General features: G+C 45.8%; 19 protein-coding genes. 17 read left to right on the forward strand and 2 right to left on the reverse strand.

From position 1 onward, the window contains the following. Positions 1-2 precede the first annotated feature (2 nt). Complete coding sequence (locus ACVBIL_RS02525; protein WP_447165414.1) at positions 3-380, reverse strand: hypothetical protein; 378 nt, start codon at positions 378-380, stop codon at positions 3-5. A gap of 492 nt (positions 381-872) precedes the next feature. Between ACVBIL_RS02525 and mraZ the strand changes: the two genes are divergently transcribed. The 15 genes from mraZ (at position 873) to lpxC (ending at position 17,869) form a co-directional block, all read left to right on the forward strand. Continuing rightward, positions 873-1,331, forward strand: a complete 459-nt coding sequence (gene mraZ, locus ACVBIL_RS02530; protein WP_447165415.1) for a division/cell wall cluster transcriptional repressor MraZ — start codon at positions 873-875, stop codon at positions 1,329-1,331. A 29-nt stretch (positions 1,332-1,360) separates the two neighbouring features. Further along, complete coding sequence (gene rsmH / locus ACVBIL_RS02535; RefSeq protein ID WP_447165416.1) at positions 1,361-2,308, forward strand: 16S rRNA (cytosine(1402)-N(4))-methyltransferase RsmH; 948 nt, start codon at positions 1,361-1,363, stop codon at positions 2,306-2,308. A gap of 17 nt (positions 2,309-2,325) precedes the next feature. Then, on the forward strand, positions 2,326-2,640 hold the full coding sequence (ftsL, locus tag ACVBIL_RS02540) for a cell division protein FtsL (RefSeq protein ID WP_447165417.1): 315 nt from the start codon (positions 2,326-2,328) through the stop codon (positions 2,638-2,640). Beyond that, positions 2,637-4,373 (forward strand): peptidoglycan D,D-transpeptidase FtsI family protein, encoded by a 1,737-nt coding sequence (locus ACVBIL_RS02545; protein WP_447165418.1) that lies wholly within the window; start codon positions 2,637-2,639, stop codon positions 4,371-4,373. The genes ftsL and ACVBIL_RS02545 overlap by 4 nt, the downstream gene beginning before the upstream one ends. Then, a complete protein-coding gene (gene murE / locus ACVBIL_RS02550) occupies positions 4,370-5,839 on the forward strand; it encodes a UDP-N-acetylmuramoyl-L-alanyl-D-glutamate--2,6-diaminopimelate ligase (protein ID WP_447165419.1) in 1,470 nt (489 codons plus the stop codon). Before ACVBIL_RS02545 ends, murE begins: the two co-directional genes overlap by 4 nt. Then, entirely contained in the window at positions 5,836-7,215 is a 1,380-nt protein-coding gene (locus ACVBIL_RS02555; RefSeq protein ID WP_447165420.1) for a UDP-N-acetylmuramoyl-tripeptide--D-alanyl-D-alanine ligase, read from the forward strand. Before murE ends, ACVBIL_RS02555 begins: the two co-directional genes overlap by 4 nt. Further along, a complete protein-coding gene (mraY, locus tag ACVBIL_RS02560) occupies positions 7,215-8,297 on the forward strand; it encodes a phospho-N-acetylmuramoyl-pentapeptide-transferase (RefSeq protein ID WP_447165421.1) in 1,083 nt (360 codons plus the stop codon). The genes ACVBIL_RS02555 and mraY overlap by 1 nt, the downstream gene beginning before the upstream one ends. Before the next feature lie 40 nt (positions 8,298-8,337). Beyond that, complete coding sequence (gene murD, locus ACVBIL_RS02565) at positions 8,338-9,657, forward strand: UDP-N-acetylmuramoyl-L-alanine--D-glutamate ligase (protein ID WP_447165422.1); 1,320 nt, start codon at positions 8,338-8,340, stop codon at positions 9,655-9,657. Then, positions 9,647-10,867, forward strand: coding sequence for a cell division protein FtsW (ftsW, locus tag ACVBIL_RS02570; protein ID WP_447165423.1), 1,221 nt, complete (start codon positions 9,647-9,649; stop codon positions 10,865-10,867). Before murD ends, ftsW begins: the two co-directional genes overlap by 11 nt. An 8-nt stretch (positions 10,868-10,875) precedes the next feature. After that, positions 10,876-11,973, forward strand: coding sequence for an undecaprenyldiphospho-muramoylpentapeptide beta-N-acetylglucosaminyltransferase (murG, locus tag ACVBIL_RS02575; RefSeq protein ID WP_447165424.1), 1,098 nt, complete (start codon positions 10,876-10,878; stop codon positions 11,971-11,973). Position 11,974: 1 nt separating this feature from the next. After that, entirely contained in the window at positions 11,975-13,444 is a 1,470-nt protein-coding gene (gene murC, locus ACVBIL_RS02580) for a UDP-N-acetylmuramate--L-alanine ligase (RefSeq protein ID WP_447165425.1), read from the forward strand. Between the two features lie 105 nt (positions 13,445-13,549). Then, the gene (locus tag ACVBIL_RS02585; RefSeq protein ID WP_447165426.1) at positions 13,550-14,314 is read left to right on the forward strand and encodes a cell division protein FtsQ/DivIB; all 765 of its coding nucleotides are present in this window, start codon (positions 13,550-13,552) and stop codon (positions 14,312-14,314) included. Positions 14,315-14,317: 3 nt separating this feature from the next. Then, positions 14,318-15,553, forward strand: coding sequence for a cell division protein FtsA (ftsA, locus tag ACVBIL_RS02590; RefSeq protein WP_447165427.1), 1,236 nt, complete (start codon positions 14,318-14,320; stop codon positions 15,551-15,553). A 31-nt stretch (positions 15,554-15,584) separates the two neighbouring features. Further along, on the forward strand, positions 15,585-16,769 hold the full coding sequence (ftsZ, locus tag ACVBIL_RS02595) for a cell division protein FtsZ (RefSeq protein WP_447165428.1): 1,185 nt from the start codon (positions 15,585-15,587) through the stop codon (positions 16,767-16,769). Positions 16,770-16,948: 179 nt separating this feature from the next. Beyond that, the gene (gene lpxC / locus ACVBIL_RS02600; protein ID WP_447165429.1) at positions 16,949-17,869 is read left to right on the forward strand and encodes a UDP-3-O-acyl-N-acetylglucosamine deacetylase; all 921 of its coding nucleotides are present in this window, start codon (positions 16,949-16,951) and stop codon (positions 17,867-17,869) included. Between the two features lie 7 nt (positions 17,870-17,876). On the opposite strand, the gene ACVBIL_RS02605 is transcribed toward lpxC, so the two are convergent. Continuing rightward, the gene (locus ACVBIL_RS02605; protein ID WP_447165430.1) at positions 17,877-18,329 is read right to left on the reverse strand and encodes a DUF721 domain-containing protein; all 453 of its coding nucleotides are present in this window, start codon (positions 18,327-18,329) and stop codon (positions 17,877-17,879) included. Positions 18,330-18,356: 27 nt separating this feature from the next. On the opposite strand from ACVBIL_RS02605, the gene ACVBIL_RS02610 reads away from it, so the two are divergent. Together ACVBIL_RS02610 and secA are read left to right on the forward strand one after the other, a co-directional pair. Next, complete coding sequence (locus ACVBIL_RS02610) at positions 18,357-19,256, forward strand: peptidoglycan DD-metalloendopeptidase family protein (RefSeq protein ID WP_447165431.1); 900 nt, start codon at positions 18,357-18,359, stop codon at positions 19,254-19,256. Between the two features lie 60 nt (positions 19,257-19,316). Further along, entirely contained in the window at positions 19,317-22,040 is a 2,724-nt protein-coding gene (secA, locus tag ACVBIL_RS02615) for a preprotein translocase subunit SecA (protein ID WP_447165432.1), read from the forward strand. Positions 22,041-22,968: the final 928 nt, after the last annotated feature.

A 22,968-nucleotide genomic window follows, 5' to 3' on the forward strand; every position in this document is an offset into this window, starting at 1 on the left:
CCTTATACATTGATATCAATTTTAGTGTGGGTTGAATCAGGACGTTCTTCCCCGCTGCTTGATTGTAACTCAGATGATAGCTCAGATTGCTGCTCTGAATGGTTCGCTTCAGTTTCAATTTCAGCATCGCGTCGATCTGTTGTTGGCCCTGTTCTTCTTTCTAGATCGGGCTTGAGTTGGTTAGCGATTTGTTGATTTTTACGTCTATCCTCCGATCCTGAACGCCGTTCTAAATGCGGAGGCAATTGTGACTGTGGGGCTTCATGGCTATCAGGTGTTATCGCTGCAGTTGCATCGAGGCGCTTTACTTTTTTACTTGAATGCAGCTTTGCAATAACGGGTTTGGCAAGCATGGCATACATACTATCTAGGCTTATCATCTCCCTCTCCTTAATTTTTGGTCCCTTTACCCTTATATCGGTCATTGCTGGTTAAAATTTAGTCGCAATTTGTTTTTTTTATATTTTAGAGATCTGACTTTGGTTAATTATGTTTAACCATGTTTAATTTTTGGACTTTGCGCTGACCGCCCAATGAGTGATAAAAGTGGAAATTAGGCGAGAGGGATTATTATCTAAGCTAACTTATTGGCAAAAATATCCACAGATAGGTTTACTCAGTGATGAGTCTTCCCCGTCTTCTGCCTGTTTTTCCTACTTTTTAGGAACAGAGTGATATAAATTTCCCACATAAATCCCTTTCAACGGCTTTCAATAAAAATGAATCAAAATTAGCTGCTAACCCGCTTGGTTGCTGGATTTTAAATAAGCGGCTTTCCTTGACAAGCCTTGCGTTCTATCCCTAAACTTAGCTGTTGTGGGGAAATGTGGATATTTGTGGATAATTTATAGAATAACAGGGACGACAATAAGGTGTTTTCTGGGGCAAGCGCTATAAACCTTGATACCAAAGGGCGGATCGCAATACCAAAGCGATACCGTGAGCCGCTGCACGCCTGCCATAATAGTCAACTTGTGATCACTGTAGATATTCAATCCTCGTGTTTATTGCTGTATCCCATTCAAGAGTGGGAAAAAATTGCAGCGAAACTCGCATTACTTTCCGACACACAGCCTACCGAAAGAGCAATTAAACGCATGTTGCTCGGATACGCCCATGAATGTGAATTAGATGGTAATGGTCGCATGCTGTTACCAACGCCTTTGCGTCAATATGCCAACTTAGATAAGCGGGTGATGTTAGTCGGCCAGCTCAACAAGTTTGAGCTTTGGGACGAGGCGGCGTGGCAACAACAGATTGAGCAGAGTCGGGAAGCGATTCTTAATGAAGATTTGGCTGCAAACGAACGTTTAGCAGATTTTTCACTTTAGTCAGTGATAATTAAAAGCAGAAGAAAACCATGACACAAGAATTTGAACACCTATCAGTACTGTTAACGGAAACGGTTGCAGGCTTAAACATAAAACCTGATGGCATCTATATTGATGGCACATTCGGTCGTGGTGGTCATTCTAGAAAAGTGCTTGCAGAGCTAGGACCAAATGGAAGGTTGATTGCTATCGACCGAGATCCACAGGCGATTGCCGCTGCAGAGCAGTTTAAGGATGATAGCCGCTTTCAAATTGTGCATGGTGGTTTTGGCCAGTTGGCTGACTATGTCGAAGACTTAGGTTTAAAAGGCAAAATTGATGGCGTCTTGCTGGATTTTGGCGTGTCATCGCCTCAGCTAGATGATGCCGAGCGCGGCTTTAGTTTCTTAAGAGACGGCCCATTAGATATGCGTATGGATAACTCTCAAGGCCAAACTGCTGCGCAGTGGATCGCTCGTGCTGAAATTGAAGATATGGCTTGGGTGTTCAAAACCTATGGTGAAGAGAAAAATGCTCGCCATATTGCGCGCTGTATCGTCGCTGATCGTGAGAAAGCGCCTTTTTTACGCACCAAAGAACTGGCGGATTTAATTGCTCGTATCACTAAGAACAAAGAGCGTAACAAGCATCCTGCGACTCGTGTATTCCAAGCTATCCGTATCTATATCAATAGCGAGCTGGAGCAAATAGACCAAGCACTAGAAGGCGCGTTAACCGTATTGGCGCCAGAAGGACGCTTATCGGTGATCAGTTTTCATTCGCTAGAAGACCGCATGGTGAAACGCTTTATTCGTCGTAATAGCCAAGGTGAAAGTGTGCCTCATGGCCTACCTATCACTGAAGAAGAGCTTAATAAATCACGCAAGCTAAAGGGGATTGGCAAAGCGATTAAACCGTCAGCTGAAGAGGTTGAGCGTAATGCTAGAGCGCGTAGTTCGGTGTTACGTATTGCCCAGCGTTTACCTTACGAAGCCTAAGTGAGCTTGAGGTTAGCGTGAGTAAATCGCAATTGAACTTAACTCGAATCGTGTTGCTAGATCTTTGGCATCACAAGTGGGTAATGATCTTAGCCTTACTCGTGATGCTCAATGCGATTGCGGTGGTGTACACCAGCCATGAAGGGCGAAAGTACATCAGCCAGTGGGATCAGTTGCTACAAGAAAGAGATCGACTGGATATTGAGTGGCGTAACTTGCTCCTGGAGGAGCAATCACGGTCTGAGCATAGCCGAATAACCCGGATAGCGACCAAAGAACTTAATATGAATCGTCCGCTACCAAAAGAAGAGGTTGTCGTAAGAGTCCCATGAGCAAACAGGCTAAACGTAAACAAAAACCACAGTTGATCCAATGGCGTTTATACGTTGTTGTGGCTTTTGTCTGCCTGATGTTCACCAGTCTAGTTGGGCGCGCCGCTTATATTCAAATCATTGAGCCAGAAAAGCTGCGCCATGAAAGTGACATGCGCACCCTGCGTACCACCAGTCGTGAAGTGCAGCGTGGCCTGATCACCGATCGCAATGGTGAGATGTTAGCCGTCAGTGTGCCGGTTAAAGCGGTCTATGCCGACCCTAAAGTGGTTCATGATAAAAATGGTTTTGCCGATATGCGCCGCTGGCAAGCATTAGCTGACGTATTGCATGAGCCAAAAGAAGATATTCTAAAGCGTGTTCAGTCGAACCCTCGTAAACGCTTTACCTACCTTAAACGTCAAGTCACCCCTGCGGTTGCCGACTATATCAGACAGCTAAAATTGCCGGGTGTTTACCTTAAATCTGAGTCGCGCCGTTATTACCCAACCGGTGAGATTGCCGCGCAGTTAGTCGGTATCACCAATATCGATGACAAAGGTATTGAGGGAATAGAGAATACCTACAACGATTGGCTAACGGGCACGCCGAGCAAGCAGAAAGTGAGAAAGTCTCGTGATGGCCACGTGGTTGAGCGTCTTGATATGGTACAAGAGGGCGAGAGCCCAAATGATTTGGTGTTAAGTATTGATCAACGCATTCAGCAGCTTGCTTATCGAGAACTGAAAAAAGCCACGGAAATAAACCAAGCGACATCAGGTTCAATCGTGGTGTTAGATGTGCATACCGGCGAAGTATTGGCGATGGTAAATACGCCGTCATATAACCCCAACTCTCGCGAGAACCTACAAAGCTATCGGATGCGTAATCGTGCATTGACCGATTCTTACGAGCCCGGTTCAACGATTAAGCCGTTTGTGGTCGCCGCAGCACTTGAGGCGGGCACCATTAAAGCGAATGACATTATTAAGACCAATCCTGGCCGCATGCGTATCGGCGGTAAAATCGTTCGTGATGGTCGCAACTATGGCGATCTGTCCTTGAGTGGCATTTTGGTCCATTCAAGTAACGTCGGTATGACCAAGATTGCGTTATCTATGCCAGTGCAAGAATTGCTGGGCGCATATCAAACTATGGGGCTGGGTAACTATTCAGGTATTAATTTAGAAGGCGAAAGTGCAGGACTGATTCATGACCGTCGTCGATGGTCTGAGTTTGAGCGGGCAACCTTATCTTTTGGCTATGGCTTGATGGCTACGCCACTGCAGCTTGCCAGAATGTATTCAATTTTAGGTAACAAGGGCGTTCTTTATCCGGTTTCGATTTTAAAGCTTAAGCAAGAGCCTGAAGGTACGCAGGTGTTGTCACCTGAAGTGGCACAAAGCGTATTGGAAATGCTCGTGGGCGTTACCGAAAAAGGTGGCACCGCGCGAAAAGCGCACATTGAAGGTTACCCTGTTGCGGGTAAGACAGGTACCGCGCGTAAGGCGGTTGCTGGTGGTTATGGTGAGGACTACGTAGCGCTGTTTGCTGGCGTGGCACCTGTGCATAATCCAAAGCTTGCCATTGCCGTTGTGGTTAACGAGCCTAAAGGTGACCGTTATTACGGTGGTGATATCGCTGCGCCAGTTTTTGCAGCAGTGATGTCTGGCGCCTTACAAATGCTAAATGTTGAGCCTATTTCAAGCCGTGAAAAAGTCCGCTTAGCTGCAAATTCTAGGAGTGTAGAATGATGCTAATACGTGATTTATTGGCGCCATGGTTTCATTATTCGGGAGCGGAAAGCTTTCAAGAGTTAATCTTGGACAGCCGTGCTGTGCAACATGGCGATCTATTTGTTGCCATTCCTGGCTATCAAGCCGATGGTCGAAAATATATCGCTGCCGCCTTTGAGCGCGGGGCGAGTGCAGTACTAGTGCATACAGATTTACCCGATGAGCACGGTAAGATTATTAATGACATGGGATTACAGATCTCATTTTTTCAGCTCAATAGACAGATTTCGGCCTTAGCTGCGCAAGCTTATCGGTTAACACCATCACGCCCACAAATTATTGGTGTGACAGGCACTAACGGTAAAACCTCAGTGACTCAGTTAGTTGCGCAGCTGCAATCATTGCAAGGTAAGCACACTGCGGTGATGGGAACCTTAGGTAATGGTTTGTGGGGCGAACTTGTCGATAGCGGCAATACCACCGCCGATCCGATCACCCTTTTTAAACAGTTACAAAGCTTTGAGCAACGCGGCGCAGATATCTGTGCCATGGAAGTGTCGAGCCACGGTTTAGTACAAGGTAGAGTCGAAGCGGTTCCCTTTGATGTGGCTGTTTTTACCAATTTGAGCCGCGATCACCTCGATTACCATCACACGATGGATGCCTATGGCGCAGCTAAACAGCGCTTATTTCAGTTTGCTAGCTTGCGCGCAGGCTTAATCAATTGCGATGACGAACTCGGTCGACAATGGCTAACAGAATTAGCGTCAGACAAGTTAGTCGGTTTTAGTGTTAAAGGGGATACTAGGGCGGCAATTTATAGCAAAGACTGCCTATTCCATGATGGCGGTGTGTCGTGCACCTTGGTGTGGCCAACGGGGGAGGCCAAACTTAACTCACCGTTACTCGGTGATTTCAACCTTTCGAACTTATTGGCGGCGCTCGGCGCACTTTACCTACTGGGTGAAGATATGCATGCGCTGGTGGCACTGACTGAGAAGCTAGAACCCGTTGCGGGTCGCATGGAGCGCTTCACCACTAAAGATGAAGTGACGCTGGTTGTGGATTATGCCCATACACCAGATGCGATTGAGCAAGCACTTAAAGCACTTAGAGTACATTGCCGCGGTAAACTATGGTGTTTGTTTGGCTGTGGTGGTGACAGAGATAAAGGTAAACGCCCAATGATGGCCGCCAGTGCCGAGCAATTTTCCGACCGGGTGATGGTGACGAGTGATAACTCTCGCAGTGAAGACCCCAATCAGATTGTTGCCGATATTTTGGCGGGATTACAGCGCCCTGAACATGCCTTAACACAAGTAGATCGCCAAGCGGCTATCAAAGACATTGTGGCTCAAGCGAGCTCTGGTGACATGGTATTGCTAGCGGGTAAAGGCCATGAAACCTACCAAGAGATTAATGGTGAGAGATTGAATTACGATGAAAGAGCGTTCACCAGAGCGATTGCTGAAGGTGAAGCATGATTAGCGCTTCTTTAGCTGAGCTCGCGAGCCGCTTAAATGGCCAGCTGGTAGGTAGTGACTTGCAGATTGATAGCGTTTCAAGTGACAGTCGAGCGGTAAACAGCCAGACCCTGTTTGTGGCACTGAAAGGCGAGCATTTTGATGGCCACGTTTTTGCGCAAGCGGCAGTCGACGCTGGTGCTAATGCATTGTTGGTTGAGCGCGAGTTGCCAATAAGTGCCAGCCAAATTATTGTCAGTAACAGCCAGAAAGCAATGGGTGAAATAGGCGCATATGTGCGTGAACAAATTGCACCTATTTGTGTTGCGTTAACCGGTTCAAACGGTAAAACCAGCGTAAAAGAGATGATTGCGACGATTTTGACGCAAAAACACCAAGTGCTTTACACCGCGGGTAATTTCAATAATGAGATTGGTGTGCCATTAACCCTGTTGAGATTACAAGCGGGTGATGAGTTTGGTGTGTTCGAACTTGGAGCAAACCACGCTGGTGAGATTGATTATACCTCTAGCTTAGTGAAACCCAGCGTTGCAATGGTGAATAACGTTGCTTCAGCACATCTTGAAGGTTTTGGTTCTTTAGAGGGCGTGGCTAAGGCCAAATCTGAGATCTTTAATCATATTAGCACTGGTGGCACCGCGGTGATTAATGCCGATGATGCATTTGCTGATGTCATGCTTCAGGCGTCTAGCCATGTTAAGCAGTTATGTTTTGGCGTTAAAAATGAAACGTCGAGAGATCTTGATGTTTTTGCAACAGATTTGATGGCTGACGCCTATGGACGTTATGCCTTTAGCCTTTGCTACTGTGCTGAAGTACATAGAGTTGAATTGCCGCTAGCGGGGCGCCATCAGGTGTCAAATGCATTGGCTGCTACAAGCATGTGCCTTGCACTGGATCTGTCTTTAGCTGAGATCTGCCAAGGGCTTAGCCAGCTAAAACCCGTCAAAGGACGTATGCTGCCAAGTCAACTTGGACGAGTGGCTGTGATTGATGACAGTTACAATGCAAATCCGGCCTCGGTTGGCGCTGCAATTGACTGGCTTCAAGAAATTAAAGGAAATCGCTGTTTAGTACTGGGCGATTTGGGCGAATTAGGCGACAATGCCGCCCTTTTGCATCGTGAGCTTGGGGAATTAGCCAAGGCAAAAGGCGTAAATGCGCTGTTTTGTGTTGGTACGCTAAGCGAAGGTGCGAGTCATGCTTTTGGTTCCAAACACTATCACGATATTGATGACTTAGTAGCAGGGTTAATTCAGTACATAAATGAATTACCAACTGAGATCACTGTGCTGGTGAAAGGCTCTCGCAGTGCGAGAATGGAACGTGTAGTAGAAGCTTTAACAATGGCCTATGGTCGCGGGGAGTTTGTTTAATGCTGGTTTACCTGGCTGAGTATTTAACCCAGTTTTACAGTGGGTTTAACGTATTTTCTTATGTCACCTTTCGAGCAATCTTAGGCTTGATGACGGCAATGGTATTTAGTCTTTGGTGGGGACCGAAGATGATTGCACGCTTGCAGTTAATGCAAATCGGTCAAGTGGTACGTAACGATGGTCCTGAGTCGCACTTTAGCAAGCGCGGCACACCAACGATGGGCGGACTATTGATCCTTGCTGGCGTGTTTATCAGTGTCTTGCTTTGGGGCGATCTTGGTAGCCGCTATGTTTGGGTGGTGCTGTTTGTTTTAGGTAGTTTTGGTCTGATCGGCTTTATTGATGATTATCGTAAAGTGGTTCGTAAAGACACTAAAGGTTTGATTGCTCGCTGGAAATACTTTTGGCAATCAGTGGCTGCATTGACCATAGCTGTATACCTGTATGCATCTGCGGCAAGCCCAGGTGAAACTCAACTTGTAGTCCCTTTCTTTAAAGATATTATGCCGCAGCTTGGTGGTTTCTTTATCGTATTGGTTTACTTCACTATTGTAGGTTCAAGTAACGCGGTTAACCTAACCGATGGCCTCGATGGTTTAGCGATTATGCCTACCGTGATGGTAGCAGCTGCTTTTGCTTTGATTGCTTACCTTTCAGGTCATGTTCAATTTGCTAACTATTTGCACCTTCCTTACTTACCCGGAGCAGGTGAGTTAGTCATTGTTTGTACCGCAATTGTTGGTGCGGGTCTTGGCTTCTTATGGTTTAACACCTATCCAGCACAAGTATTTATGGGTGATGTTGGCTCTTTAGCGCTAGGTGCAGCCTTGGGCGCGATTGCAGTATTGGTACGTCAAGAGATCTTACTGGTGATTATGGGTGGCGTCTTTGTGATGGAAACCGTTTCTGTGATCCTACAGGTTGGCTCTTATAAGCTGCGTGGTCAACGCATCTTCCGTATGGCACCGATTCATCATCATTATGAGTTGAAAGGTTGGCCAGAGCCGCGAGTTATTGTACGTTTTTGGATTATCTCTTTGTTCTTGGTGCTATTAGGTTTAGCAACATTGAAACTTAGATAATTGATGTTAAATAGATTTAGCTAGATTAAATAGGTCTGATATGGCGCAGCAATATTCACACATCGTTTTAGGTTTAGGTGCAACAGGCTTGTCTGTTGTACGTTACCTGTGTGCGCAAGGTATTGTCCCTTTGGTAATGGACAGCCGATCTCAACCTCCTGGAGCTGATGTTCTGGCTGCTGAGTTTCCTCAAGTCGAGCTAGTCGCTGGTGGATTTGATTGTCGCTATTTAGTACAGGCACAGCAGATCGTCATCAGTCCCGGCATAGCATGCGAAACTCCTGAGGTTCGCGTTGCATTTGATATGGGAATTGAGGTGATTGGTGATGTAGAACTTTTCGCGAGAGAAGTGGCAAATACATCAGCCAAGGTTATTGGTATTACTGGCTCAAATGGTAAAACTACGGTGACGACCTTAGTGGGCGAAATGGCCAAAGCGAGTGCTTGCTCATATGCCGTTGGCGGCAATATAGGCGTGCCTGCGCTGGATCTATTACTCGAACCTAAAGATTTATACATTCTAGAGTTATCAAGTTTTCAACTTGAAACCACTCATAGTTTGCATTGTACGGCGGCAACTTGCCTTAACATTAGTGAAGACCATATGGATCGTTATAGCGATCTAGAGTCATATCGCCAGGCAAAACTGAAGCTATACGACCAAACCAAGATGGTGCTGTTTAATCGCGAAGATGCCGCAACGATCCCCAATCACCCTGCCAACCAAAACAGCTTTGGTTTAGATGCGCCAGAAGTGGATGCGTGGGGAGTAGCAGGCGGCATGATAGTGCAGGGTAGTAGCCAAATTATGGCTGTTAGCGATGTGGCACTAATCGGTAGCCATAACCTCGCTAATATTATTGCTGCTATGGCATTAGCGACTGCAGCAGGTATTAAGCGAGAGTTTCAGATTGAGGTTGCTAAGCGATTCTCTGGTATGGTGCATCGTTGTGAAACGGTAGCCGAGCTTGCGGGCGTCACCTACATCAATGACTCAAAGGCGACCAATGTGGGTGCTACTGTCGCGGCAATTGATGGCCTGAGCGATCATCTAGGTGAGCTTATTCTTATAGCAGGTGGAGATAGTAAAGGCGCTGATTTAACCAGTCTTGAGCCTGTGTTAGCCAAAGTCAGTAAGTTAATCACCTTAGGTAAAGACGGTGATAAAATTGCAGCTTTAAAGCCTGAGTCGATAAAGGTCGCCACAATGGCGGAGGCTGTTGCTGTTGGGCATAAACTGGCAACAGCAGGCGATATCGTCATCTTGTCGCCCGCATGTGCAAGCTTGGATATGTACCCTAACTATATGGCACGCGGAGAAGAGTTTCGCAGTTTGGTAGCAGCGCTTCATGGCGAGTAGCGACAAGCCGTTCAGCTTATTTAGCAATCGCTTTAAGTGGTCGCTGCCGAATTTGTTTAATGAGACACCAGCACCTGGAATGCAGTTGTATGACAGAGCCTTGTTATTTGCGGTGTTGTCGCTGATAAGCTTCGGCTTTGTGATGGTGATGTCGGCCTCTATGCCAGAGGCACAAACGTTAACGGGTAACCCGTTTCATTTTGTGTGGCGTCACGGTGCTTACCTTATCGGGTGCGTGATTATTGCCGCAGTGATGTTGCAAATAGAGATGCGCCACTGGCAACACTTTAGTCCGTTGCTGCTAGTCATCGTTGGTGTCATGCTGGTAGCGGTGCTGTTTGTTGGCACGACCGTTAATGGAGCTACGCGCTGGTTATCGATAGGACCCATTCGTATTCAGGTCGCCGAGATAGCTAAGTTTGCTTTTGCAATTTATATGGCGGGGTATTTAGTACGGCGCCATCAAGAAGTGAGAGAAAATGCTTTTGGTTTTATTAAGCCAATTTTAGTTTTCGGGGTGTACGCATTTTTGATATTGATGCAGCCAGATTTGGGTACCGTAGTCGTATTATTTGTGGGTACGGTAGGTTTACTTTTTTTGGCCGGAGCGAGATTACTCGACTTTTTTATTCTGATTTTAACCGGGGTTCTGGGCTTTATTGCATTGGTATTATTAGAGCCATATCGTATGCGTCGAGTGACATCGTTTTTAGACCCATGGCAAGATCCGTTTGGGAGTGGCTATCAGCTAACTCAGTCATTAATGGCGTACGGGCGGGGTGACTGGTTTGGGCAGGGATTAGGCAACAGTATTCAAAAACTAGAGTACCTGCCAGAGGCGCATACCGATTTTATCTTTGCTGTTATTGGTGAAGAACTTGGCTTTATCGGCATTATCGCCGTATTAGCCGTGCTGCTATTTGTGGCACTGCGGGCGATTAAGCTGGGCAGCATGTGTTTAGCCTTAGAAAGAGCGTTCGAAGGTTACCTCGCCTATGGCATAGGGATCTGGATCTGCTTTCAAACGGTGGTAAACGTGGGTGCTAGTATCGGCATGTTGCCAACGAAAGGATTAACCCTGCCATTTATTAGTTATGGTGGTAGTAGTTTATGGGTAATGACTGCGGCGGTAATGCTGCTTATCCGCATAGATTATGAAAGAAGATTAAGTGTTATTCAGGCCGTAGAAGGCCGGACAAGTAAACAATGAGTGAATTAATGACTAACCAAGCTGAAGAAAAACGCATTTTAATCATGGCTGGTGGTACTGGCGGCCATGTATTTCCTGCGCTAGCAGTTGCTAAGTATTTAAGTCAGCAGGGCTGGAAAGTACGTTGGTTAGGTACCGCTGAGCGAATGGAAGCGAGATTGGTTCCGCAATATGGCTTTGATATCGATTTTATCGACATCAAAGGGGTGCGTGGCAATGGCTTGATTCGAAAACTTGCTGCGCCATTTAAAATTCTGCGCTCAGTTATCCAGGCTCGAGCGGTTATCAAAAGCTTTAAGCCAGATGTGATTATGGGCATGGGCGGTTTTGCCAGTGGTCCGGGTGGCGTTGCTGCCAAGCTTTGCGGTATCCCTCTCGTTTTGCATGAACAGAATGCGATTCCGGGAATGACCAATCGCTTGCTGTCACGAATCGCATCAGAGGTGCTTTGTGCATTTGACGGCACCTTTACCGATGTTAAGGCTGAAACCGTGGGTAACCCAATTCGTAAAGAGTTGATAGCCTTAGGTGAAAAGCGTAAACAAGCCTGTGAGGATGATTCGTTAAAGGTATTAGTTGTTGGCGGTAGTTTAGGCGCAAAGATTTTTAATGATCTCATGCCAAGTGTTTTAGAAGGGGTGAGTAAAACCCACTCTATGACGGTGTGGCATCAGGTTGGTCGAGATAACTTGGCGACGGTTAAAGCTGAGTATCAGCGATTGGGCCAAGATGGTAGCGTTAGTGTCGCCGAGTTTATTGATGATATGGAAGCTGCATATCGCTGGGCTGATGTGGTGGTTTGTCGTTCAGGTGCGTTAACCGTATCAGAATTAGCGGCAGTAGGCTTACCGAGTTTACTGGTGCCTTATCCGCATGCCGTGGATGACCACCAAACTAAGAACGCCAAAGTATTAGTTAACGCAGGGGCGGCATTTTTGTTGCCACAGCCAATAGTCGATACCAGCAAATTGATGACTAAATTGTCGATGCTGGCATCAGATAAACAAGAATTATGCAATATGGGCCAGCGAGCTCGAGACGTAGCGATTTTAGATGCAACTCAAAGAGTGGCTAACGTCTGTATTCGCCTGGCTGAGAAGGGTTGAGATGAGTAACAAAGCAGAGAAGTATTCGCAGCTAAGATCCATGATCCCTGAAATGCGCAGGGTTAAGCACATCTATTTTGTTGGAATAGGTGGTGCCGGTATGGGTGGTATTGCGGAAGTGCTTGTTAATGAAGGGTATAAGCTAAGTGGTTCTGATATCGCTGAAAGTCCGGTAACTGAGCGATTAGCGCAACTTGGTGCGACTATCTATATTGGTCACGATGCAAGCCAGGTTAAAGGTGTAGACGTCGTCGTCGTTTCTACAGCGATTAGTGCTGATAATCCAGAGCTGGTTGCGGCAAAAGAGTTGCGGATCCCTGTGGTGCGCCGTGCAGAAATGCTAGCCGAGCTGATGCGTTATCGCCATGGCGTTGCGGTTGCGGGTACTCACGGTAAGACCACAACGACGAGCTTAATCGCCAGTGTCTATGCTCAGGCTGAACGAGATCCGACATTTGTCATTGGTGGTTTGCTTAATAGCGCCGGGACTAACGCACGCTTAGGTCACAGTCGCTACCTGATTGCTGAAGCGGATGAAAGCGATGCAAGCTTCTTGCATCTGCAGCCGATGGTGAGTGTTGTCACCAACATCGAAGCTGATCACATGGACACCTATGAAGGCGACCTAGAAAAGCTTAAAACCACTTTCGTTGATTTCCTGCATAACTTGCCTTTTTACGGTGTTGCCGTTGTCTGCATTGACGACCCCATTGTACGTGAACTTATTCCACGCATTGGCCGCCGTATCGTCACTTACGGTTTTAGTGAAGATGCAGATGTACAGGCATTAGATTTTAAACAAACGGGCTATAGCTGTGAGTTCACTGTGCGCCGCGCTGGGCTTGAAGACTTACAATTGTCAGTTAACTTGCCTGGTGAGCATAACGTATTGAATGCGCTAGCCGCTATTGCTGTGGCGAGCGAAGATGAAATTGAAGATGAGGCGATCATAGCAGCCTTGGCTGAGTTCCAAGGTATTGGTCGTCGCTTCCAGCAAATTGGTGAGTTCAGTACAGCTAAGGGTGAAATCAAGTTGGTTGATGACTATGGTCATCACCCAAGCGAAGTCGCTGCAACGATTAAGGCTGCAAGACTGGGCTGGCCTGAGCGTCGCCTAGTTATGATCTATCAGCCACATCGTTATAGTCGTACCCGCGACTTGTATGAAGACTTTGTCGAAGCCTTATCGCAAGTTGATTGCCTATTGATGCTGGATGTCTACGCCGCAGGTGAAGCCCCCATTCCGGGAGCTGATAGTCGTGCATTGTGCCGTTCTATTCGTGTTCGTGGTCAAGTTGAACCTATTTTTGTGGCCAGTAGTGAGCAGCTTGAAACTGTCTTGCCGGAGATCTTGCAAGATGGCGACCTATTGTTGACTCAAGGCGCAGGTAATATTGGTGTGTTATCGCGTCGTTTGGCTGATGTTAACCTTGGCTTCGATGTTAGCGCGACCAATGAAAAAAATGTGTAATTTAGAGTTATATAGCTTAAGTTACCCATCAAATTTTGACGCTTGGGATAAGGGCTATATAATGGCCGGTTTTCTGCGTTTACGGTTGCAAAAGGAAGCCTAAAGGTGTCTTGGGGCGAGAAAGGTCAACGTATTCGAGTTTTGCTGTCGCAAGCCGATTGGTATTTGTGTTTTGGTTTGGCGTTCTTACTGTGCGTATTGATAGGTTTATCGATGGCAGTGATGAAACTCAATACCGTGCTAAATGATGCTGATGCGTTACCGATTGAAGCAGTTGCGATTAAAGGGGAGCGGTTATACACCGACGATGAAGAGATCCAAATTGCATTACAAGATTTAATGCAGCGGAGCTTTTTTTCAGCAGACGTGGCTCAAGTGCAGGAAGCGTTAGAAGCGTTACCTTGGGTTTACCAAGCCTCGGTGAGGCGCGAGTGGCCAGCCAAGTTAAAAGTCTATTTGGTTGAACAAAAGCCAGTCGCACATTGGAATGGTGATGCCTGGCTCAATATTTACGGCGAAGTGTTTGATGCGCCAGTGAAAGAAGGTATACCTAATTTACCTTTATTGACGGGGCCTGAGGAACAAGGTAAGTCGGTGCTAACGACGTATCAACAGCTCGGTGAATTATTAAGAATTAATGGCTTTAACTTACAAAGTTTAAGCTTAAGCCCAAGGCATGCTTGGCACGCTGAGCTCAATAACGGCATTAAGCTGGAGCTGGGTCGAGAAGACAAGATGGCAAGGATACAAAGATTTATCCACGTCTACCCAAAACTTGCTAAGCAAGAAAAACGGGTAGCTATTGTGGATTTGCGCTACGACACAGGTTTAGCCGTAGGTTGGGATGATGCACAAAAAGAGAGCCGTTAAGTAATGACCAAGAATCTAGATAGAAATCTGATCGTGGGATTGGACATAGGGACATCAAAAGTCGCTGTGATCATTGGTGAAGTATTGCCTGACGGTGAGATCAGTATTGTCGGCCTTGGAAACCATCCTTCAAGAGGTATGGACAAGGGCGGTGTAAACGATCTCGACTCTATCGTCCGCAGCGTGCAAAGAGCACTGGATCAAGCTGAGTTAATGGCTGATTGCCAAGTCTCTTCAGTTTATCTAAGTATCTCTGGCAAACATATTGAATGTCAGAACGAAAACGGTATGGTGTCGATCAACGACGAAGAAGTGACTCAAGAAGATGTCGACAATGTGATTCATACGGCCCGCTCAGTTAAAATTCCAACAGAGCGACGTATCTTGCATGTATTGCCGCAAGAATATGCTATCGATATTCAAGACGGCATTAAGAGTCCGATTGGTATGTCTGGCATGCGTATGGAAGCCAAGGTTCATATTGTGACTTGCGCCAATGACATGGCTAAGAACATCACCAAGAGTGTTGAGCGCTGTGGTCTTAAAGTTGATGACTTAGTATTTTCGGCGATAGCATCAGCAGATTCGGTGCTAACGGATGATGAGAAAGATTTAGGTGTCTGCTTAGTCGATATCGGCGGTGGTACTACAGATATTGCTGTTTACACCAATGGCGCATTACGCCACTGCGCCGTTGTGCCAGTAGCGGGTAATCAAGTGACAAACGATATCGCTAAGATATTTCGTACGCCTTTGTCGCATGCTGAACAGATAAAAGTACAGCACGCCAGCGCTCGCAGTGCGATGGTGAGCCGTGAAGATAGCATTGAAGTTCCATCGGTAGGCGGCCGTCCATCACGCAGCATGTCGCGTCATACGCTAGCTGAAGTGGTAGAGCCGAGATACCAAGAATTATTTGAATTGATCCTCAAACAGCTGCAAGACAGTGGTTTAGAAGATCAAGTTGCAGCGGGCATTGTGATTACCGGCGGTACTTCGTCTATCGAAGGTGCGGTCGATATCGCTGAGGCAACATTTGGTATGCCAGTAAGAATGGCACAACCATTACCCGTTAAAGGTTTACATGAATATGTGGACCAGCCTATTTACTCTACTGGAGTCGGGCTGCTTCACTATGGCGCGCGCAGAGTCATCGAGCGTCAGTTCGAACGTCCTGAGCGACAAGGGGTCACCAGTCTTTGGAATCGGGTCCAGAGTTGGTTTAAAGGCGAGTTTTAGTTAATAACGCAGGCAGAACGGAGAGAAAACCATGTTTGAGATCATGGATAGTCATACAGACGAGGCGGTGATTAAGGTCATCGGTGTCGGTGGTGGTGGCGGTAACGCTATCGAGCATATGGTAAAGCACAACATCGAAGGTGTTGAGTTTGTTGCAACAAATACTGACGCGCAAGCATTGCGTAAGTCATCGGCAACAACAACGATTCAACTAGGTCGTGACGTCACTAAAGGTTTAGGCGCTGGCGCAAATCCTGAAATTGGGCGTTTGGCCGCAGAAGAAGATCGCGAAAGTATCCGTGCTGCAATCAAAGGATCTGACATGATCTTTATCGCTGCGGGTATGGGTGGTGGTACAGGTACTGGTGCTGCACCAGTGGTTGCCGAGATTGCGCGTGAAGAAGGTATTCTTACCGTTGCAGTAGTAACCAAGCCTTTCCCATTCGAAGGCAAGAAGCGTATGACTTACGCGGACCAAGGTATTGAGCAGCTTGCTAAGCATGTTGACTCGTTGATTACCATTCCAAACGAAAAGTTACTTAAAGTGCTAGGTCGTGGTACGTCTTTATTAGATGCATTCGCTGCAGCTAACAACGTTCTACTTGGCGCGGTTCAAGGTATTGCCGAGCTTATTACTCGCCCTGGTCTAATCAACGTCGATTTCGCCGACGTAAAAACGGTTATGTCTGAAATGGGTAATGCCATGATGGGTACTGGTGTCGCAAGTGGTGAAGATCGTGCTGAAGAAGCGGCAGAAGCAGCTGTTGCAAGCCCGTTACTTGAAGATATCGATCTTGCTGGCGCGCGTGGTGTACTAGTGAACATTACTGCTGGCATGGATATGAGCATCGAAGAGTTCGAAACTGTGGGTAACCACGTTAAGGCTTATGCTTCTGATAATGCGACAGTGGTAGTGGGTGCGGTAATCGATCCAGAAATGTCTGATGAGCTACGTGTAACGGTTGTTGCTACGGGTATCGGTGCTGAGAAAAAGCCAGATATTCAGCTTGTTTCAAAGCCAGTTCTGCGTCCAGAACCAATCGTTGCGACAGAAACGCGTATTGAAAATATTGCTGTTGAAGAAACAATTGCACCGACGATGGCACATGGAAATACTGCAGCTGCGCAAGCACAAGTTGCAACGCCAGTGGCCGAGAAAAAGAGCGATCTTGATTACTTAGATATTCCAGCTTTTTTGCGTAAGCAAGCTGATTAACTTAAGTGTTAATAAATAGTTAACAAATATAAGTCAATACTAAAGTGTTGTCCTAAAGCTGAGTGAATTTTGGTTAATTTGCAAAGATATGCTAAGATATCCGACCAGCATAGCCTACGCACGACTGAAAAGTGTATAGCTGATGCTTTTTATGTTGAGATGATAAAACGGGTAAGTACATGATTTTTCAAAGAACTGTGAAAGAAATGGTTAAAACAACTGGAGTCGGGTTGCATTCCGGCAACAAGGTTACGTTGATCATTAAACCCGCACCAGTTAACACCGGCATTAAGCTAGTTCGTACTGATTTGTCACCAGCAGTGGAGATCGCTGCTGTTGCTGAGCAAGTTCGCGAAACGACTATGTGTACTGCATTGGTTAATGACGATGGTGTTCGTATCTCAACAATTGAGCATCTATTTGCAGCGCTAGCCGGATTAGGCATTGATAACGCCGTTATCGAAGTTGACGCGCCTGAAATCCCAATTATGGATGGTAGTGCGAGTCCTTTTGTATTCCTACTGCAATCAGTCGGCATTCAAGAGCAAAATGCAGCTAAGAAGTACATCAAAATCACTAAGCCTATTCGTGTTGAAGACGGTGATAAATGGGCAGAGTTGAAACCCTTTAAAGGTTTCAGAGTTGATTTTGCAATTGACTTTAATCACCCCGAGATCGCGCGTAGTCAGCAGCATATGGTTATGGATTTTTCATCGTCTGCTTTTATTAAAGATATCAGCCGTGCCAGAACCTTTGGCTTTATGCGTGATATTGAATACCTAAGAGCCAATAATCTTGCGCTAGGCGGCAGTATGGAAAATGCTGTTGTTCTTGACGAATATCGCGTCCTCAACCCCGATGGCCTGCGTTATGAGGACGAGTTTGTTAAGCACAAGATTCTTGATGCCTTTGGTGATTTATATGTGGCAGGACACGCCATTGTTGGTGAGTTCTGCGCATATAAAACAGGTCACGCACTTAACAATCAGTTAGTGCGTGCCATGCTTGCACAGCAAGACGCATGGGAAATAGTGAGCTTTGAAAAAGAAGCTGATGCACCCGTTAGCTTCTCGGTACCTGCGGGTGCCGTATTCGCTTAATCGCGAATTAAGATTGCCTTGAACGGCTGGCTAATGCAGCCAGCCGTTTTAGTTTTACCGCCAATGTCCCCTCAGTATGTTCAGCTAATGCTTCAATATGAGCGGCGGCAGTTTCACTTATCAGGTTGTGAGCTACTTTAGGTTTTGTTGCATACATTAACAAGCTTGGGTTGACTTTAACCTCGATTGCGGTAAGCATGGGTAGCGTTTCGGCTTGCAGTAATTGTAGTATTTTGGGTTTTTGGAAGTTAATTCTTGCCGCCCAAGCAGCCGTGGTTGTTTCAATCACCAAGATCCCTTGGCGTAAATTGGCAACCTTTAGTTGCTCTGTCACTGGACCAGTTAGCACTTGTTTCACGTAGCGATCTAAGTGCAATAATAGTTCTGCTTTCTCAGCTAGATTTGGCATAGTGCCTTGCTGATGCAGTAACTGACTGAGATCCTGAGGGGGCTTTTTCATATGATAATAAAATGGCTTAATTAGGCTATGAGTGTAACAGTTTTTATTCAAGGTCGAAATGGTGCCACACGCTGGCAACCAGGAAAGCGTTGGTTGCTATTGCCAATACTGCTCATCGCAGCAGGTACGGGTCTTTATCAGCACCATGCTAAGCAACTTACACAGCAACAAGCTAATGTCGACGGCGAGCGTATGGCTCGCGAACAACAAAAAGATGAGTTAATTGCCCTGAAGAGCGCAACTGAAACTCAACTTTCGATGTTGGTGGCTCATGTTGCTCGTATGCAAGCTAAACTCACGCGCTTAGAAGCACTGGGTCAGCAAGTTGCTCTTAACAATCAATTAGAAGATCAATTTGATTTCTCTTCAGAAGTCGGTGTTGGTGGTATCAGTGAGATAGGTACTAACATCGAGCTCGACCTACTTATCGCAGATATGGATGAGTTGGTATCTCGAATAGATAATAATAATGTTCAGCTATCACTACTTGAAACGGTAGCATCTAATCTCCATATAGATGAAGAACGTTATATATCTGGGCGACCAATCCACAAAGGTTGGTTATCCTCGCCCTATGGTTTACGTAATGATCCTTTTAACGGCAAAAGAACGATACATAAAGGTATCGACTTTGCAGGGAAAGAGGGCGTCGATGTAATCGCTACAGCAGGTGGTGTCGTTACATGGGCGGACAAGATGTTTGGTTATGGTGAGTTAGTCGAAATTGATCATGGAAATGGTCTGAGCACTCGTTATGGTCACAATAAAGCTTTGTCAGTAAATGTGGGCGATGTGGTCGCTAAAGGCGATAAAATCGCTGTGATGGGAAGTACAGGGCGCTCAACTGGGCCTCATGTGCACTATGAAGTGTTGCGTGGTGGACAGCAGATCGATCCGCAAAAGTATGTCTACCGCAAGGCAGGTTAATCATAAAATAGGCTTTCAGGCTCTCAAAGGGACTTGGCCAACAACATAGAAGTGGTTCAGATGTTTGGTAAATTACTGACAAAAGTATTTGGTAGTCGCAACGATCGTACACTTAAAGCATTTGGTAAAGTCGTTAATAAAGTTAATGCGCTTGAAGCAGAGTACGAAAAACTATCGGATGAAGAATTAAAAGCAAAAACCCTCCACTTTCGCGAGCGTTTAGACGGCGGTGAATCATTAGATGATGTACTGCCAGAAGCTTTCGCTACGGTTCGTGAAGCTTCGAAGCGTGTATTTGATATGCGTCACTTCGATGTTCAGCTTATTGGTGGCATGATTTTGGATAGTAACCGTATTGCAGAAATGCGTACTGGTGAAGGTAAAACATTAACCGCTACCCTGCCAGCCTACCTTAATGGCCTAACCGGCAAAGGCGTTCACGTCATTACTGTGAACGACTATCTTGCAGGCCGTGACGCTGAAAATAACCGCCCACTTTTTGAGTTCCTTGGTTTAACGGTTGGCATTAATGTCGCCGGTCTTGGTCAGGTCGAAAAGAAAGCTGCCTATGACGCCGACATTACTTACGGTACTAACAACGAATTTGGTTTCGATTACCTACGCGACAATATGGCGTTTTCGCCAAACGAACGCGTACAACGTCCGCTTCACTACGCTCTAATCGATGAAGTCGATTCGATTCTTATCGATGAAGCGCGCACGCCGTTAATTATTTCAGGTGCGGCTGAAGATAGCTCAGAGCTATACATTAAGATTAATACCCTTATCCCAAATCTTATCGCTCAAGATAAAGAAGACACTGAAGATGAGATTGGTGAAGGTGATTACTCTGTAGATGAGAAATCAAAGCAAGTGCACATGACCGAACGTGGTCAAGAGAAGGTCGAAGTCTTATTGACTGAACGCGGCATGCTAGCAGAAGGTGATTCACTGTATTCTGCTGCTAATATCTCTTTATTGCATCATGTGAATGCAGCACTACGTGCACACACCTTATTTGAAAAAGACGTCGACTATATTGTTCAAGATAACGAAGTGGTTATTGTTGATGAACATACTGGCCGTACTATGCCTGGTCGTCGTTGGTCTGAAGGTCTGCATCAAGCAGTAGAAGCTAAAGAGGGGGTTCATATTCAAAATGAAAACCAGACATTAGCCTCAATCACTTTCCAGAACTTCTTCCGTCAGTACGAAAAACTTGCTGGTATGACAGGTACTGCTGACACTGAAGCATTCGAATTCCAACACATCTACGGACTTGATACCGTAGTTGTACCGACTAACCGTCCAATGGTACGTCAAGATAATCCTGATTTGGTTTATCTAACAGCCGATGAAAAGTATGCCGCGATCGTTAAAGATATCGTTGGCTGCCGTGAGCGTGGACAGCCAGTATTGGTGGGTACGGTTTCGATTGAGCAATCAGAGTTACTACACAGTTTATTGAACAAGCAAAAGATCCCTCATGAGATCTTGAACGCTAAGTTCCACGAACGTGAAGCTGACATTGTTGCTCAAGCTGGTCGTATCGGTGCGGTAACCGTAGCAACTAACATGGCCGGTCGTGGTACCGATATCGTGTTAGGCGGTAACTGGAACATGGAAATTGAAGCGCTCGCTAACCCGACTAATGAACAGAAAGCTAAGATCAAGGCTGACTGGCAAATTCGTCATGACGAAGTGGTTGTTGCTGGTGGTTTACATATTTTAGGCACAGAGCGTCACGAATCTCGCCGTATTGATAACCAGTTACGTGGTCGCTCTGGTCGTCAAGGTGATGCCGGTTCATCTCGTTTCTATCTATCTATGGAAGATAGCTTAATGCGTATCTTTGCTTCTGACCGTGTATCTTCAATGATGAAGAAGCTAGGCATGGAAGAAGGTGAAGCGATTGAGCATCCATGGGTTTCTCGCGCTATCGAAAACGCACAACGTAAAGTTGAAGCGCGTAACTTTGATATTCGTAAGCAATTACTTGAATTTGATGATGTTGCCAATGATCAGCGTCAAGTGGTTTATGCGCAGCGTAACGAGTTGATGGATGCAGAAACCATTCAAGACACTATTACTAACATTCAAGAAGATGTCGTTAATGGTTTAGTTGATCAATATATCCCACGTCAGTCTGTAGAAGAGCTTTGGGATGTTGAAGGTCTAGAGAAACGTCTACAGCAAGAATATGCAATGAGTCTTCCTATCCAAGAATGGTTAGATACAGAAGACGACCTGCATGAAGAAACATTGCGTGAGCGTATTGTCGAAACCTGGGTTAATGCATATAAAGCAAAAGAAGAGATGGTAGGCGAACAGGTTCTACGTCAATTCGAAAAAGCCGTTATGCTACAAACGCTAGATGGTTTGTGGAAGGAGCACCTTTCTGCAATGGATCATTTGCGTCAAGGTATTCACTTGCGTGGTTATGCACAAAAGAATCCAAAGCAAGAATATAAGCGTGAATCGTTTGAGTTGTTCCAGCAAATGCTTGAATCACTAAAGCACGATGTGATTAGCATCCTGTCTAAAGTACAAGTACAGGCACAATCAGATGTTGAAGAGATGGAAGAGCGTCGTCGCCAAGAAGATGCCAAGATCCGTCGTGATTATCAACATGCAGAAGCTGAAGCTATAGTGGGCGCAGAAGAAAGTGCTGCATTAGCGGCAACTCAACCTACTGTTCGCGATGGCGAGAAAGTTGGTCGCAATGATCCTTGCCCGTGTGGTTCAGGTAAGAAGTATAAGCAGTGTCACGGTAAGTTAAGTTAATAACGCTGTCGTATTGCTAAAAGGGTGACTCATTGAGTCACCCTTTTTTATTTCTGCTCTAAGTATTTTTAAGAAGGAGGAGGCGATAGTGCTAATACCAAGTGGCTAGCACTGGCATCAGCAAGTTAGCGGCTGTAATGCCACCGATTAGTATCAAACTTGCATTTGAATGACGGCATAACCAATCTTTCGCGAACTGACGAGCTATTAGAAGTGGAAATTTAATCACTAAAGGTTGCAGTCGCTATATAAGCTAAATTCACTTAGGTATCTCCTTGGATGTAAAAACAGCACTTTAGGCCTGTTTTGTGGATAACTCTGAGGGTAACTAGTGACTAAGTTGTGGCTAAATAAAAACATTAAAAAAAGACGTTTATTTTAGGAAAAAGCGCTTGCGCTCAGATCAAATCTCCCTATAATGCGACCTCACTGACACGGCACAGCAGGCCACCTACCCAGCGTTAAGCTAGATAGAGCGGGACTTGCAGCAGCGTTAGAGAGTTAAAACTCTTAGGAGATTTGATTCAGGTGACAATCGCTTTAGAAGCTTTATTGGATGTGACTTGTATAAAGAATCATCGCTTGAAAAACTTCTTAAAATAAGCGCTTGACGCCGCCACTGGAGAGTGTAGAATACGCCTCCTCAGCCAAACGACCTAAGCGTCTAAGGCGCCATTTGAAAGGCTTCTGCCTTAATAGAATTGGCACGCTCTTTAACAATATGGCAAGCAAATCTGTGTGGGCACTCACAGAGATTAAGTTATTCGAAATTGTCTCTCACGAGACAATCAAAAATTGACTTAATGAATGAGTGTTCATAGCAATATGAAAAAAGTTTGGTTTCACTTTTCCGAAGTGGAAGCAAATCACAGAATTCGTTGAGCCGCTGATTTAGCCTTACTTGTAAGGTGGATGACGCAAAAAACTT

The sequence above is a fragment of the Shewanella sp. 125m-7 genome (genome assembly GCF_052977045.1).